The 14,011-nt window shown below is 69.3% G+C and carries 13 protein-coding genes; 2 read left to right on the top strand and 11 right to left on the bottom strand.

What is annotated here, in order from left to right:
• Positions 1-44 precede the first annotated feature (44 nt).
• Genes hisH through BJQ94_RS06345 form a run of 4 tightly spaced genes read right to left on the bottom strand, consistent with a single transcriptional unit; the run spans position 45 to position 2,833 of the window.
• A complete protein-coding gene (hisH, locus tag BJQ94_RS06360; protein ID WP_265399089.1) occupies positions 45-677 on the bottom strand; it encodes an imidazole glycerol phosphate synthase subunit HisH in 633 nt (210 codons plus the stop codon).
• Positions 674-1,291 (bottom strand): imidazoleglycerol-phosphate dehydratase HisB, encoded by a 618-nt coding sequence (gene hisB, locus BJQ94_RS06355; protein WP_265399088.1) that lies wholly within the window; start codon positions 1,289-1,291, stop codon positions 674-676. Before hisB ends, hisH begins: the two co-directional genes overlap by 4 nt.
• 9 nt (positions 1,292-1,300) lie before the next feature.
• Entirely contained in the window at positions 1,301-2,386 is a 1,086-nt protein-coding gene (locus BJQ94_RS06350) for a histidinol-phosphate transaminase (RefSeq protein ID WP_265399087.1), read from the bottom strand.
• A 54-nt stretch (positions 2,387-2,440) separates the two neighbouring features.
• On the bottom strand, positions 2,441-2,833 hold the full coding sequence (locus BJQ94_RS06345) for a LysM peptidoglycan-binding domain-containing protein (protein ID WP_265399086.1): 393 nt from the start codon (positions 2,831-2,833) through the stop codon (positions 2,441-2,443).
• Between the two features lie 293 nt (positions 2,834-3,126).
• Here BJQ94_RS06345 and lexA point away from each other — a divergent pair, with 293 nt between their 5' ends.
• Complete coding sequence (gene lexA, locus BJQ94_RS06340) at positions 3,127-3,828, top strand: transcriptional repressor LexA (protein WP_265399085.1); 702 nt, start codon at positions 3,127-3,129, stop codon at positions 3,826-3,828.
• Positions 3,829-3,899: 71 nt separating this feature from the next.
• Here the strand turns inward: lexA and metE are convergent, their stop codons facing one another.
• The 3 genes from metE to hflX all read right to left on the bottom strand — a co-directional run bounded on the left by metE (position 3,900) and on the right by hflX (position 9,087).
• Entirely contained in the window at positions 3,900-6,224 is a 2,325-nt protein-coding gene (metE, locus tag BJQ94_RS06335) for a 5-methyltetrahydropteroyltriglutamate--homocysteine S-methyltransferase (RefSeq protein ID WP_265399084.1), read from the bottom strand.
• Positions 6,221-7,261 (bottom strand): methylenetetrahydrofolate reductase, encoded by a 1,041-nt coding sequence (locus tag BJQ94_RS06330; protein ID WP_265399083.1) that lies wholly within the window; start codon positions 7,259-7,261, stop codon positions 6,221-6,223. Before BJQ94_RS06330 ends, metE begins: the two co-directional genes overlap by 4 nt.
• Before the next feature lie 284 nt (positions 7,262-7,545).
• Positions 7,546-9,087: a GTPase HflX gene (gene hflX, locus BJQ94_RS06325; RefSeq protein ID WP_265399082.1), complete on the bottom strand. Its 1,542-nt coding sequence runs from the start codon at positions 9,085-9,087 to the stop codon at positions 7,546-7,548.
• A 41-nt stretch (positions 9,088-9,128) separates the two neighbouring features.
• Between hflX and BJQ94_RS06320 the strand changes: the two genes are divergently transcribed.
• Complete coding sequence (locus BJQ94_RS06320) at positions 9,129-9,749, top strand: methyltransferase (protein ID WP_265399081.1); 621 nt, start codon at positions 9,129-9,131, stop codon at positions 9,747-9,749.
• Between the two features lie 86 nt (positions 9,750-9,835).
• Here BJQ94_RS06320 and dapF read toward each other — a convergent pair whose 3' ends face one another.
• From dapF to BJQ94_RS06300, 4 genes are read right to left on the bottom strand one after another with little or no spacing between them, the layout of a single operon-like run.
• On the bottom strand, positions 9,836-10,717 hold the full coding sequence (gene dapF / locus BJQ94_RS06315) for a diaminopimelate epimerase (RefSeq protein WP_265399080.1): 882 nt from the start codon (positions 10,715-10,717) through the stop codon (positions 9,836-9,838).
• A 59-nt stretch (positions 10,718-10,776) separates the two neighbouring features.
• Positions 10,777-11,685, bottom strand: coding sequence for a tRNA (adenosine(37)-N6)-dimethylallyltransferase MiaA (gene miaA / locus BJQ94_RS06310; protein WP_265399079.1), 909 nt, complete (start codon positions 11,683-11,685; stop codon positions 10,777-10,779).
• A gap of 6 nt (positions 11,686-11,691) precedes the next feature.
• Positions 11,692-13,356 (bottom strand): tRNA (N6-isopentenyl adenosine(37)-C2)-methylthiotransferase MiaB, encoded by a 1,665-nt coding sequence (gene miaB, locus BJQ94_RS06305; protein WP_265399078.1) that lies wholly within the window; start codon positions 13,354-13,356, stop codon positions 11,692-11,694.
• A gap of 35 nt (positions 13,357-13,391) precedes the next feature.
• Positions 13,392-14,006, bottom strand: coding sequence for a regulatory protein RecX (locus BJQ94_RS06300; RefSeq protein WP_265399077.1), 615 nt, complete (start codon positions 14,004-14,006; stop codon positions 13,392-13,394).
• Positions 14,007-14,011 lie beyond the last annotated feature (5 nt).

Below are 14,011 nucleotides of genomic sequence, written 5' to 3'. Positions count from 1 at the left end.
CGTGATTGGGCGGCCGCGCGCGTGGCGGCCGGATGGTGGGACGACTAGTCGCGGAGGGTGCCGAGCCAGTTCGACAGCAGGCGGATGCCGGCGTCGCCGCTCTTCTCGGGGTGGAACTGGGTGGCCGTCAGGGGCCCGTTCTCGACGGCGGCGAGGAACGGCGCGCCGTGCTCGGCCCAGGTGAGGCGGGGAACCGGGAACGGGGGCATCACGTCTAGGGTCCATTCCTGGGCGGCGTAGGAGTGCACGAAGTAAAAACGCTCCTCCTCCAGCCCGCGGAACAGCACCGAATCGGGGTCTGGCGTGACGGTGTTCCAGCCCATGTGCGGCAGCACGGGCGCCGGCAGCGCCGTGATGGTGCCCGGCCACTCGCCGAGCCCCTCGGTGTCGGCGCCGCGTTCGACGCCGCGCTCGAACATGACCTGCATGCCCACGCAGATTCCCATCACTGCGCGCCCGCCGGAGAGGCGTTTGTCGATGATGTCGCCGCCGTGGGCCTCGTTCAACGCCGACATCACGGCGCTGAATGCGCCGACACCGGGAACGAGGAGGCCGTCGGCTTCCAACGCGAGCTTGCGGTCGCCGGTCAGGGTGACGTCGGCTCCGGCCAGTTCGAGCGCCTTGACGGCGGAGTGCACATTGCCGGTGCCGTAGTCCAGGACGACGACGCTGGTCATAGAGCGCCCTTGGTGGACGGGATGCCGCTGACGAGGGCGTCGTAGGCCTTGGCCTGGCGGAAGGCGCGGGCGAAGGCCTTGAACTCGGCTTCGGCGATGTGGTGCGGGTCGCGGCCGCCGACGACGGTGACGTGCACGGTGAGCGCGGCGTTGAACGCGATCGCCTCGAAGACGTGCCGCACCATGGAGCCGGTGAAGTGGCCGCCGATGAGGTGGAATTCGAAGCCGGCCGGTTCACCGGTGTGCACGAGGTACGGGCGGCCGGAGATGTCGACGACGGCCTGCACGAGGGCCTCGTCCAGCGGCACCAGGGCGTCGCCGTACCGGGAGATGCCGGACTTGTCGCCGAGGGCCTGCTTGATCGCCTGGCCCAGCACGATGCCGATGTCTTCGACGGTGTGGTGCACGTCGATCTCGATGTCGCCCTTGGCGTGCACGGTGAGGTCGGTCAGCGAGTGCTTGGCGAACGCGGTGAGCAGGTGGTCGTAGAACGGCACTGTGGTGTGGATGTCGCTCACTCCGGTGCCGTCGAGGTCGATCGAGAGATCGATGCTCGATTCGCTGGTTTCGCGCTGCAGGTGGGCACGGCGAGGCGCGGGCGTGACGTTGCTCATGGCGTTAGTTTATTCGGCTATCGGACGAAGCCGTGCGATGGCGGTGAGGAAGGCGCTGGTCTCGGCCTCGGTGCCGGCCGAGACGCGCAGGTGGCCGGGGATGCCCACGTCGCGGATCAGGATGCCCTCGGCCAGGAGCGCCTCGAACAGTGCGTGCGGATCGGCCACGCCGCCGAAGAGAACGAAGTTGCTGCCGCTGCGCAGCGGCGAGAAGCCGAGCGCGCTGAGTTCGGTGACCAGACGGTCACGCTGCACCCTGATGTCGTCCACCATGGCGAGCATCTCCCCGGTGTGCGCGAGCGCCGCCACGGCGGCCGCCTGGGTGAGCGCGGAGAGGTGGTACGGCAGGCGCACCAGGCGGAGCGCATCCGTGACCGCCGGATCGGCGGCCAGGTAGCCCACCCGCACGCCGGCGAAGGCGAAGGCCTTGCTCATGGTGCGGGACACCAGCAGGCGCGGGCGGCCGGCCAGGAGGCTGAGGGCGCTCTCGGTTCCCACCGGGGCGAACTCGGCATAGGCCTCGTCGACCACGACGATTCCATCGGTGGCGTCGTAGACGGCCGCGATGGTCTCCAGCGACAGCGGGGTGCCGGTCGGGTTGTTCGGGGAGCAGAGGAAGACGATGTCCGGCGTGGTCTCGTTCACCCAGCGCACGGCCGTCTCCGGGCTCAGCTCATAGTCGGCGTCCCGGCCGCCGGGGATCCACCGGGTATCGGTGCCGGACGCCAGGATCGAGTACATGGAGTACGTCGGCGCGTAGCCGAGCAGGGAACGTCCCGGTCCGCCGAAGGCCTGCAACACCTGCTGCAGCACCTCGTTGGAGCCGTTCGCGGCCCAGATGTTGTCGAGGGTGAGACCGTGCCCGAGGTAGCCGGCGAGGTCCTCGCGCAGCTGGGTGAACTCCCGGTCGGGGTAGCGGTTCACGGTGAGGATCGCCTCGGCGAGGGCCTGCGCGATGTCGGCGGCGACGGCCGGCGGGATCGGGTGGGTGTTCTCGTTGACGTTCAGCGCCACCGGCACGTGCAGCTGCGGTGCGCCGTAGGGGATTTGTCCGCGAAGGTTGGCGCGGAGGGGCAGGTCGTTGAGGCTGGTCACCCGAACAAGCTTAGTTGCGCCGTGGGCGCCCGCTTTCGGGGCAGCAGGCGACGGCTAGTAGGAGGCGGGCAGAGCGAGACGCTGGCCGGGCTCAACGGCCTCGGAGGAGAGCTGGTTGAGGTTGACGATGTCGGCGATCACGTCGCGCGGGTCCTGCTTGGGTGCGATGGACTCGGCCAGCTCCCAGAGGGACTGACCGGCGTCGATCGTGACGTATTCGAACGCCGCGGCGCCCACGCCAGCCGTGCCCTCCGCGGCAGCGACGCCGCCGTTGACGGCGACGGCGATGGAGCCCAGAACCAGCGGCAGGGCCGCGAGCGTGGTGAAAACAACGCGACCACGGCGGGTGAGCCGCAGGTGCGTGCGCGGCACGCCGGTGGCTGCCGCGTGGCCGATGGAAGGACGCACGGCTATCGAGCCGGGCTTCACTGCGTATGCTGCGCTCATGTCGAACCTCCTGGTAACGCATCCGGCCCTCGGCCGGGAGGGCCGGATGCGAATCTATGTTCCGAATATATCTTCGAGTGTTCGAACAAGCAACCCTGTTTCCGGATATTATGGAAACAGATTTCGCAACACACTCGAATACCTGTCTACGATTCCGAGCCCCTTGGCTACAGTTTCGATCGGGTAGCAGTACTCAAACAGACACCACCGACATTCCTTCTGACGTGATCCCTGACCTGATCCGGCTGCGTCAGATGCACCCACCCGGAACCGACAAGCAGAGGAGCGATAACGTGGCACAGGAGAGCACACCTCGGGATAAGGGCGGCACCCGGCGCCGCAAGAGCCTGAGCGACAAACAACGCGCCATCATGGACGTCATCCAGCGCTCAGTGCGCGACAGGGGCTACCCGCCGAGCATGCGGGAGATCGGTGACGCAGTGGGCCTGTCCTCGCTCTCGAGCGTCACCCACCAGCTCAACCAGCTTGAGCTGAGCGGTTACCTGCGTCGTGATCCCAACCGGCCGCGTGCCCTCGAAGTCCTCATCGAGCTGCCGCAGTCCACCGACGAGGTCACACCCGGTGCTGCCGACGATTACCAGTCCGGCATCCAGGTGGGTGACGCGGCGATGGTGCCGTTGGTCGGTCGTATCGCCGCCGGTATCCCGATCATGGCCGACCAGCAGATCGACGAGATCTTCCCGCTCCCCCGCCAGCTGGTGGGCAAGGGTGAACTCTTCATGCTCAAGGTCGTCGGTGAGTCGATGATCGACGCGGCCATCTGCGACGGTGACTGGGTGGTCATCCGACAGCAGAAGACCGCGGAGAACGGCGAGATCGTGGCCGCCATGCTCGATGGCGAGGCCACCGTGAAGGTGCTGCGCCAGCGCGACGGCCACACCTGGCTACTCCCCCGCAACACCAACTTCGAGCCGATCCTGGGCGATTACGCCGAGGTACTGGGCAAGGTCGTCGCGGTGCTGCGCTCGGTCTAGTCCGGCAGCACGAGCACAGAGCAGGCCCGGCCCCGCGAGGGGCCGGGCCTGGTGCGTTAACGCGGCATCGGTCAGACCAGCGTGGCGCGAACCGCCCGCGTGGCGTCGACGATGTTGCGCAGCGAGTCGACGGTCTCGGCGTACCCCCTGGTCTTCAGCCCGCAATCCGGGTTCACCCACACCTGCCGGGCTGGGATCGCTTCGAGCGCCCGTTCCAGCAGTTCGGTGATCTCAGGCACGCCCGGCACCCGCGGGGAGTGGATGTCGTACACGCCCGGGCCGATGCCGTGGTCGAAGCCGCTCGCCTGGATGTCGGTGACGACCTCCATCTTCGACCTGGCGGCCTCGATGCTGGTGACGTCGGCGTCCAGGTTGCGGATGGCGTCGATCACGACCCCGAACTCGGAGTAACAGAGGTGGGTGTGGATCTGGGTCTGGTCGGCGACCCCGGCCGTGGCGAGCCGGAACGATCCGACCGACCAGTCGAGGTAGTCGGCGTGGTCCTTCTTCTTCAGCGGCAGGAGTTCGCGCAGGGCGGGCTCGTCCACCTGGACCACCCGGATGCCCGCGGCCTCCAGGTCGCCGATCTCATCGCGCAGGGCCAGGGCCACCTGGCGGGCGGTCTCGCCCAGCGGCTGGTCGTCGCGCACGAACGACCAGGCCAGGATGGTCACCGGTCCGGTGAGCATGCCCTTGACGGGCTTCTCGGTGAGGGTCTGGGTGTAGCTGGACCATTCGACCGTGATCGGCCGGGGCCTGGACACATCACCCCAGAGGATCGACGGTCGGGTACACCGGGTGCCGTAGGACTGCACCCAGCCGTTCTCCGTGACGGCGAAACCGTCCAGGTTCTCGGCAAAGTACTGCACCATGTCGTTGCGCTCGGGTTCGCCGTGCACCAGCACGTCCAGACCGAGGTCCTCCTGCAGCTGCACGACCCGGGCGATCTCGGCGCGCATGACATCGCGGTAGTCGGCCGGGGAGAGGTCCCCAGCCACCAGGCGGGCCCGGGCGCGACGAATGTCGCCGGTCTGCGGGAACGAGCCGATGGTGGTGGTCGGCAGCGGCGGCAGGTCGAGCACGGCCGCCTGTGCGGCCACCCTGGACTCGTAGTCGCCGCGGCTGAAGTCCGCCGGCGTGAGGATCTCGAGCCTGGAGCGCACGGCGCCGTCGCGCACGCCGGGTGAGACCCGGCGGGAGGCCAGCGACGCGGTCGCCGCATCCAGATGGGCCTGGATCGTCTCCCGTCCTGTGGCGAGGCCCCGGGCGAGGGTGGCGACCTGGCCGATCTTCTGGTCGGCGAAGGCCAGCCAGCCGGCCAACTCGGGACCGAGCTTGGTCTCGTCGGCGACGTCGTGTGGCAGGTGCACCAATGAGGTGGAGGTGGAGACCGCAACGTTCGGGCTCAGGGTTTCCAGCCGGCGCGCGTGGTCGAACGCCGCCGCGAGGTCACCACGCCAGATGTTGTGCCCGTCGATGACACCGCCGACGAGGGTCTTGTCCTTCAGCCCGGGGACGGCAGCCGGCACCGTGCCGCGCACGAGGTCGAGGCCGATGGCCTCGATAGGAGCCGTGGCCAGCACGGCCAGGGCATCGTCGAGGCTGCCGTAGGGCGCAGCGACGAACAGGCCCGGCCGGGTGTCCAGGCCGCCGAGAGCCGCGTAGGCCTGGGCGACGGCGGCGAGAGTGCGTTCCCGCGGGATGTCGATGCTCTCGCTGACGAGGGCGGGCTCATCCAGCTGCACCCACTCGGCACCGGCGACGGCCAGGCGTTCGATCAGGTCCTGATAGACCGGCAGCAGGTCGGCGAGCCTGTCGAGCGGATGGAAGCCCGCCGGGGCCCCGTCGCTCGGCTTGGCCAGGAGCAGGAAGGTCACCGGGCCGACGATCACCGGGCGGGTCAGGTAGCCGTCGGCGACGGCTTCCTCGAACTCCCGCACGATCCGGTCGCTGGCCAGGTGGAACCGGGTCTCCGGGCCGATCTCGGGCACCAGGTAGTGATAGTTGGAGTCGAACCACTTGGTCATCTCGAGCGGCAGGTTGTCGCCGGCCCCGCGCGCCAGGGTGAAGTACCCGGCCAGGTCGAGGTGGCCGTCGGCATCGACGAGGTCTGCGAACCGGGCAGGAATGGCGCCGACCGTGACGGCGGCATCCAACACCTGGTCATAGAAGGAGAAGCTCTCGGGGATCGAGGAGTCCCTGCGTCCCAGGCCCAGCCCGGCGAGCCGCTGCCGGGTGGCGCGCCGCAGCCCGGCGGCGGCGGCCTCCAGCTCTGCGGCGTCGATCCGGCCGCCCCAGAACGCCTCGATTGCCTTCTTCAGTTCACGCCGGCGCCCGATCCGTGGGTAGCCGAGGATCGTTCCGGTGGGGAACGCGGGGATGTCAGTCGTGGTCATCGCTTGTCCTTCGTGGGGTGAGTGCCGGCAGTGGGGATGCCGGTGGGGCTGGTTGACGGGGTCGCCGGTGCGCCGACACGCGGCAGGACACCGGCGCGCTCGAGCACGGCCAGCACCGTCGCATGCTGGTTGAAGGCGTAGAGGTGCAGGCCGGGGGCACCGCCGGCGACGAGCTTCGACGCCAGGGTGGCCGCGTGGCTGATGCCGATCTCGCGCTGGCCCTCCGCGGTGGGCTCCACCTCCAGCTGGATCGAGAGGTCGCTGGGCAGGTCCTCCCCCGACAACTCGAGGATGCGCCGGAGCCGGCTGGGGCTGGTGACGGGCATGATGCCGGGCAGGATCGGGAACTCGACCCCCGCTTCCCTGGCCCGCTGGATGAAGCTCAGGTAGTGGTCGGCGTGGAAGAAGAGCTGCGTGATGGCCAGGTTCGCCCCCGCGGCCTGCTTGGCCAGCAGCGTGTCGATGTCCTGCGCCGTGGAGCGTGAGCGCGGGTGCCCGTTCGGGAAGGCGGCCACGGCTATGCGCACGTGTTCGCGTTCGGTCTTGACCGCCCGTGCCCGCGGCAGCCCGGGAATGGGTGTCTCCTGGTACGGCACCCGCTCGGCCTGCACCCGGTGGATCAGCTGCACGAGTTCGCCGGCGCTGTGCAGGTCACCGAGGAAGGTGTCCCCTTCGGTGAGGCCCTCCGGCGGGTCGCCGCGCAGGGCGAGGAAGCTGCGCACCCCGGCGTCGAGGAACTCGCGGATCAGGCTGCTGGCCTCGGCGTGCGAGGAGCCGACGCAGGTGAGGTGCGCCATCGGGTCGACCTGGGTGGCCCGGCGGATGTAGCGCAGCACGTCCAGCGAGGAGGTGCGGGACGAGCCCGTGGCGCCGTAGGTCACCGAGATGAAGTCGGGTCCGGCCGCGGCCAGCTCGTCGATGGTGGTGTGCAACGCGGTTTCGGCGGCATCCGATTTGGGCGGATAGAGCTCGAAGGAGAACGGCGTGTTCGGCGGACAGACCGGGTCCGCTGTCGTGGACGCGAAAGACGCTGTCATGGTTCCTCATTCGGCATGGTCGGTACAACTCGAAGGCCAGGCGGCCGCGGACCGCCCCGAAAACCAGGCGGTTGCTCGCGGGCGGGTGCCGGGCTCGGCTGTCGCTCCATGCCGGGCGGGTGGTGCTCCCGGCAACGAATGAGATGACTCTAACAACGGGTATTCGCGCTCGCACCCGGATGGCCGAATGTTACGTTGCGGTGCAGAATCGGGTGTTAACAGCAGCGGGCGGCATCCGCTGTCAGTGTTCGACTGCGGATGCCGCCCGGCGGCTGGTGCTGGTGTCAGCTGGCGATGGCGGGGGCCACCACGAACGGGGTGAACTGCGCCTCGATGCCGGCGGACACGAGCGCGGTCACGAGGGTGCCGGTCTCGGCGTAGTCCAGGGCCAGCACCTTGCCCTGGCCGTGCAGGATCGGGATGAGGTCGCCGCGGTCATACGGGATGAGCAGGTCCAGCCTGATTTCCGGGCGGGGCAGCATGGTCTCGATGGCCGTGAGCACGGCCTCGATGCCTTCGCCGGAGCGCGCCGACACGAAGATCGCCTGCGGGGAGAGCCCGCGCAGCACGAGGCGGTCGTCGTCGCTGACCAGGTCGCTCTTGTTGAACACGACCAGCTCGGGGATGGCGCTGGCGCCGACCTCGCCGATGACCTCGCGCACCGTGGCCAGCTGGCTGGCCGGGTCGGGATGTGACGCGTCCACGACGTGGATGATGACGTCGGAGTCCGCGACCTCCTCGAGGGTGGAGCGGAACGCCTCCACCAACTGGTGCGGCAGGTTGCGCACAAAACCGACGGTGTCGGTGAAGGTGTACAGCCGGCCGTCGGCGGTGCTGGACTTGCGCACGGTGGCGTCCAGGGTGGCGAACAGGGAGTTCTCCACCAGCACGCCGGCCTTGGTGATGCGGTTGAGCAGGCTGGACTTGCCGGCGTTGGTGTACCCGACGATGGCCACAGACGGCACCGCGTTGCGCTTGCGGTTGGCGCGCTTGGCCTCGCGGGCGGGCTTCATCTCGATCATCTGCTTACGCAGGCGCGACATCCGGGTGTGGATGCGCCGGCGGTCGAGTTCGATCTTCGTCTCACCGGGTCCACGCGAGCCCATGCCGGCTCCGGTGCCACCGACCTGGCCACCGGCCTGGCGGGACATCGAGTCGCCCCAGCCGCGCAGGCGGGGAAGCAGGTAGGCGAGCTGGGCAAGTTCGACCTGCGCCTTGCCCTCCCGGCTCTTGGCGTGCTGGCTGAAGATGTCGAGGATCACGGCGGTGCGGTCGATGACCTTCACCTTGACGACGTCTTCGAGGGCACGCCGCTGGCTGGGCGCGAGTTCGGAGTCGGCGATCACGGTGTCGGCGCCGAGCGCCGCCACGATGGAGGCCAGTTCGAGGGCCTTGCCCTTTCCGAGATAGGTGCTCGGGTCTGGGGTGGCGCGGCGCTGCAGCAGGCCGTCGAGCACGGTGGCACCGGCGGTTTCGGCCAGGGCGGCGAGTTCGCGCATGGAGTTCTCGGCGTCGAGCAGGCTGCGGGCGGAGTACACGCCGATCAGCACCACGTTTTCGAGGCGCAGCTGGCGGTATTCGACCTCGGTGACGTCCTGGAGTTCGGTGGAGAGTCCGCCGACGCGGCGCAGGGCGTTGCGGTCTTCACGCTCGGTCTGTTCGCCGTCGTGGTCGCCGCCGTCGAAGCCGCCGTCGGCCGGGCGGGCCTGCAGTGCCTGCGCCGATCCGCTGGCGAAGAGGGAGTAGCCGGACGAACGGCTCTCGGCGCTGGCCAGCACGCGCGCAACTACATCGTCATCGTCGTGTGGAGCGGTTGATTCAGTCATTGCTTTAACTCTAGTTCCTCTTCTTTCGATAAGTTCGTTGTATGGCTTCCGAACACTATTTCTCGTCGGCTCCGGGCAGCGACCTGAAATTGCGGCAGATCACCGTGAAGATCGCCGGCCAGATCCGCGAGGTCACCACCGCGAACGCGATTTTCTCCCCCGAACACATCGACACCGGCACCAAGGTGCTGATGCGCGAAGCTCCGCTGCCCTCCGGCGGCGGGGATGTGCTCGACCTCGGCTGCGGCTGGGGCCCGATCAGCCTGCATCTCGCGCTGGCCGACCCGTCCGCCACGGTCTGGGCCGTCGACGTCAACGAGCGAGCCCTCGACCTGGTGCGGATGAACGCCGCCAACCTCGGGCTCACCAACATCAACGCCGTCCTGCCCGCGGATGTTCCCGACACTGTCGCTTTCGCCGGCATCTGGTCGAACCCGCCCATCCGGGTCGGCAAGGCCGAGCTGCACTCGATGCTCGAGCACTGGCTGCCGCGCCTGACGCCCGGCACGGATGCCTGGCTTGTCGTGCAGCGGAACCTCGGCTCAGACTCGCTGCAGCGCTGGCTCGCGGAGGAGTTCCCCGGCCAGCCCGGCGCCCTGGAAGTCTCCCGCTATGCGACCGATAAGGGTTTCCGCATCCTGCAGGCCCACAAACCCGAGTAACCCCTCCCGCGAGCCGTGAGTTGAGCCCCGAAAACCTCCGGTTTTCGGGGTTTTTCTCACGGCTCGCGGGCTTGTGGGCCTGTGGGTTAGGCCAGGGTGAGGGTGCCGTCGAAGACCAGGGTCGCGGGGCCGGAGAGGGAGACGTGCTCGCCGTCTTCGGTGGGGAACATGCGCACGCCCAGGACACCGCCGGGGACTTCGACGCGCCACTGGTTCGGAGCACCCTTGCCGGCCCAGTGCCGGGTGGCCAGGGCGGCGGCGACGGCACCGGTGCCGCAGGAGAGGGTTTCTCCGCTGCCGCGTTCGTGCACGCGCATGCGGATGCGGCCGACACCGTCGACAACCAGCGGGTCGTGCGGCAGCACGAACTCCACGTTGGCGCCGTCGGCGGGCTCGGGGTCCAGCTGCGGAATGAAGGTGAGGTCGGCGCTCTCGAGCTCGTCGGCGTCGGCGAGGGCCACCACCACGTGCGGGTTGCCCACGTTGATGCCCAGGCCCGGCCTCGCCACGGCGAGGTTCTTGGCGCGCACCAGGGTCTCCCCCGGCTCCAGCCGCCAGCGGCCCAGGTCCACCTGGTAGCCGGTGGCGTTCCGCTGCACGTCGCGCACGCCGCTCCTGGTGCCGATGGGCAGGGTCTCGCCCGGTCCGAGCTCCACGAGGCCCTGCTCGAGCAGAAAACGGGTGTACACGCGGATGCCGTTGCCGCACATCTCCGAGACCGTGCCGTCGGCGTTCCAGTAGTCCATGAACCACTCGGCGGTGTCGTCCTCGGCGAGGGCCGCGGCGCCCGCGTCCAGGTTGGCCGACCGCACGGCCCGGATGATCCCGTCGGCGCCGACGCCGAACCGGCGTTCGCAGACGCTCTGGATCTGCTCGGGGGTCAGGGTGAGCAGGCCGTCCGGGTCGGCGAAGAGCACGAAGTCGTTGCCGGTGCCGTGACCCTTGGTGAAGTGGAGATCGATGCTCATCTGATCAGTTTAGGGACTCGGCCAGGATGTGATGTCGGCCGCACACGGCCGGTGACGACTCAGGGCAGGTGACGGGCGGCCTGGGCGACGCGGTCGGTGTCGTCGGCGTCGATCCAGTGGGTGTGCGGGTCGCGCTTGAACCAGCTGACCTGCCGGCGGGCATAGCGGCGGGTGAGCTGCTGGGTGGCCTCGACGGCCTCGGCCTGACTGTGCGTGCCGCGCAGCTGGCCGAGCGCCTGGGCGTAGCCGATCGCGCGGCTGGCCGTGACACCGGCTTCCAGGCCTGCGGGGAGCAGGCCACGTACCTCGTCGACCAGGCCGGCCGCCCACATTCGCTCGACCCTGGCATCGAGCCGGGGGGTGAGAATCTCGCGGGGCAGTCGCAGCCCCAGGGTCACCGCGGGCATCCAGTAGACCGGGTCGCCGGGCAGCACGGCGACATGCGGGGCACCGGTGAGTTCGACGACCTCGAGTGCGCGCACCAGCCGGCGGCCGTTGCTCGCGCCGATGCGGGCGGCCGACTCCGGGTCGACGGCCTTGAGCCGTTCGTAGAGCAGGCCGGGGCCCTGCTCAACGAGCTCGGCCTCGAGGCGGGCGCGCAGCACCGGGTCGGTGCCGGGGAACTGGAAATCGTAGACGACCGAGGACACGTACAGACCGGAGCCGCCGACCAGGATCGGCACCGCGCCGCGCTCGGTGATGTCGGTGATGGCCGCCCTGGCGTCCACCTGGTAGCGCGCGACCGTGGCCTCGTCTGCCACGCCGAGAACGTCCAGGAGGTGGTGTGGCACCCCGCGGCGTTCGGCCACCGGCAGCTTGGCGGTGCCGATGTCCATGCCGCGGTACAGCTGCATGGCATCCGCGTTCACGATCTCGGCCGGCTGGCCGGCCGAGATGAGCTGCTCGGCGAGGTCGAGGGAGAGCTCGGACTTGCCGGTGCCGGTCGGACCGACGATGACGACGAGCACCGCGCTCTAGCGTTCCGCGTCGTCGACGGGGTAGATCGGGATCGTCGTGGCGCCGCCGTGCTGGTTGAGGTTGCTGAGGTTCAGGCCGGCGGGGCCCACGCGCAGGGTCGGCAGTCCGAGGGAGACGGCACCGCTCGTGGAGCCGGCCGGGGTGGGCACGCCGCAGGACTCGGCCTGCGCGCGGTCCCAGGCGTCGCCGGCGATGGTGCGGCGGATGCGCAAGGGGGTGCCGTCGAGGGAGTCGGCGATGAGGTGGAAGGGGGCGGCCTGGGTGACCGTGACGGTGACCATGTCGCCGGGGCGGGGAAGCTCGGAGCCGGCTGGCACGTCGAAGTGCACCAGGCGGCTGTCGGGTGCGCGTCCGCTGAGCCGGTGGGTATCGGCGTCCTTGCGGCCTTCGCCGTTAGCGACGAGGAGTTCGACCTCGCGGCCGATGACCTTGCGGTTCTCTTCCCAGGAGATGCGCTCCTGCAACGCGATGAGGCGCTCGTAGCGGTCCTGCACCACGGCCTTGGGCACCTGGTCGGCCATGGTGGCGGCGGGGGTGCCCGGGCGGATGGAGTACTGGAAGGTGAACGCGGTGGCGAACCTGGATTCCTCGACGACCCGCATGGTCTCGAGGAAGTCCTCCTCGGTCTCGCCGGGGAAGCCGACGATGATGTCGGTGCTGATCGCGGCGTCGGGCATCTGGGCGCGCACCCGTTCGAGGATGCCGAGGAACTTGGTGGACCGGTACGAGCGGCGCATCGCCTTGAGCACCCGGTCGGAGCCGGACTGCAACGGCATGTGCAGCTGCGGCATCACGGCGGGGGTCTCGGCCATGGCGTCGATGACGTCGTCGGTGAAGGCGGCCGGGTGCGGGCTGGTGAAGCGGATGCGCTCCAGGCCCTGGATCTGCCCGGCCGCGCGCAGCAGCTTGCCGAAGGCGAGCCGGTCGCCGAACTCGACGCCGTAGGAGTTGACGTTCTGGCCGAGCAGGGTGACCTCGATGGCGCCGTCGTCGACGAGGGCCTGGATCTCGGCGAGGATCTCGCCGGGGCGGCGGTCCTTCTCCTTGCCGCGGAGGGCGGGCACGATGCAGAAGGTGCAGGTGTTGTTGCAGCCGACCGAGATGGAGACCCAGCCGCTGTAGCTGGAGTCGCGCTTGGTGGGCAGGGTGGAGGGGAAGGTCTCCAGGGATTCGAGGATCTCGAGCTGGGCCTCGCCGTTGTGGCGGGCTCGTTCGAGCAGGCTGGGCAGGGAGCCCATGTTGTGGGTGCCGAAGACCACGTCTACCCAGGGTGCCTTGGCCAGGATGGTGGCCTTGTCCTTCTGGGCGAGGCAGCCGCCGACGGCGATCTGCATGCCGGCATGCTTGCGCTTCACCGAGGCCAGGTAGCCCAGGTTGCCGTAGAGCTTGTTGTCGGCGTTCTCCCGCACCGCGCAGGTGTTGATCACGACGATGTCGGCCTCGGCGCCGTCCGCGGACACGTAGCCGGCCGCTTCGAGCGACCCGCTGAGCCGTTCGGAGTCGTGCACGTTCATCTGGCAGCCGAAGGTGCGCACCTCGTAGGTGCGCGCCCGGCCCTCGTCGTCCCTCGCCGCCGACGACGGCGCGATCACCGTGGTCGCATGCGGCGACGGGTCGAGGGACGACGGAGTGGCGAGGGACGGTGCGGTGACGCTGCTCATAGTTCCCCCAGCTTACGCTTGCGCGCGGGCCAGGCTCAGCGGAATCGCACGGTGGAGGTGCGGCCGGAGCCGCGCCGGGACGCCAGCGCGGCCTTGACGGCGTCCCGCACCACCGAGGAGGCGTAGCCCTTGCGCATCAGGAACCCGGTGAGCCGACGGTCGATGGTGGCGTCGTCAAACCTGTCGAGCTGCTGCACGCGTTTGAGCGCGAGCTCGGTGGCCCGCTCGGCCTCGTCGTCCGGCATCTCTTCGAGCTTCTCGGCGATCAGTTCGGCGTCGAGACCGCGTTGGCGCATCTCGGCGGCGACGCCGCTGCGGCCCAGCCCCTTGCGTTCGTGGTGGCTGTGCATGATCTGGTCGGCGAGCTTCTCTTCGTCGAGGTAGTGCAGTTCGGCGAAGCGTTCGAGGATCTCCTGCACCGCCTCCTCGTCGATATCGGTGGAGCGGAGCAGCTTCTCGGCCTCGACGACCGAGAGCGACCGGCCGCGCAGACGCTGTAGGAGCATCTTCTCGGCGTGCTCGCGCTCGTCCGCCGCCTCGTCGGCGGCGGCATCCGCCTGGTCGGTGGGGCTGGCGCCCGGCAGGTAGGTCACCGGGGCCAGGCCCGCCCGATCGGCGGAGCGCTCAGGCGAGGCTTCGAAGTGCACCATGGTGG

It is taken from the genome of Cryobacterium sp. SO2, from assembly GCF_026151165.2.
GTDB lineage: Bacteria > Actinomycetota > Actinomycetes > Actinomycetales > Microbacteriaceae > Cryobacterium.
The sequence above is the reverse complement of the archived record's forward strand: the minus strand, read 5'-3'. Positions and strand labels throughout refer to the sequence as shown.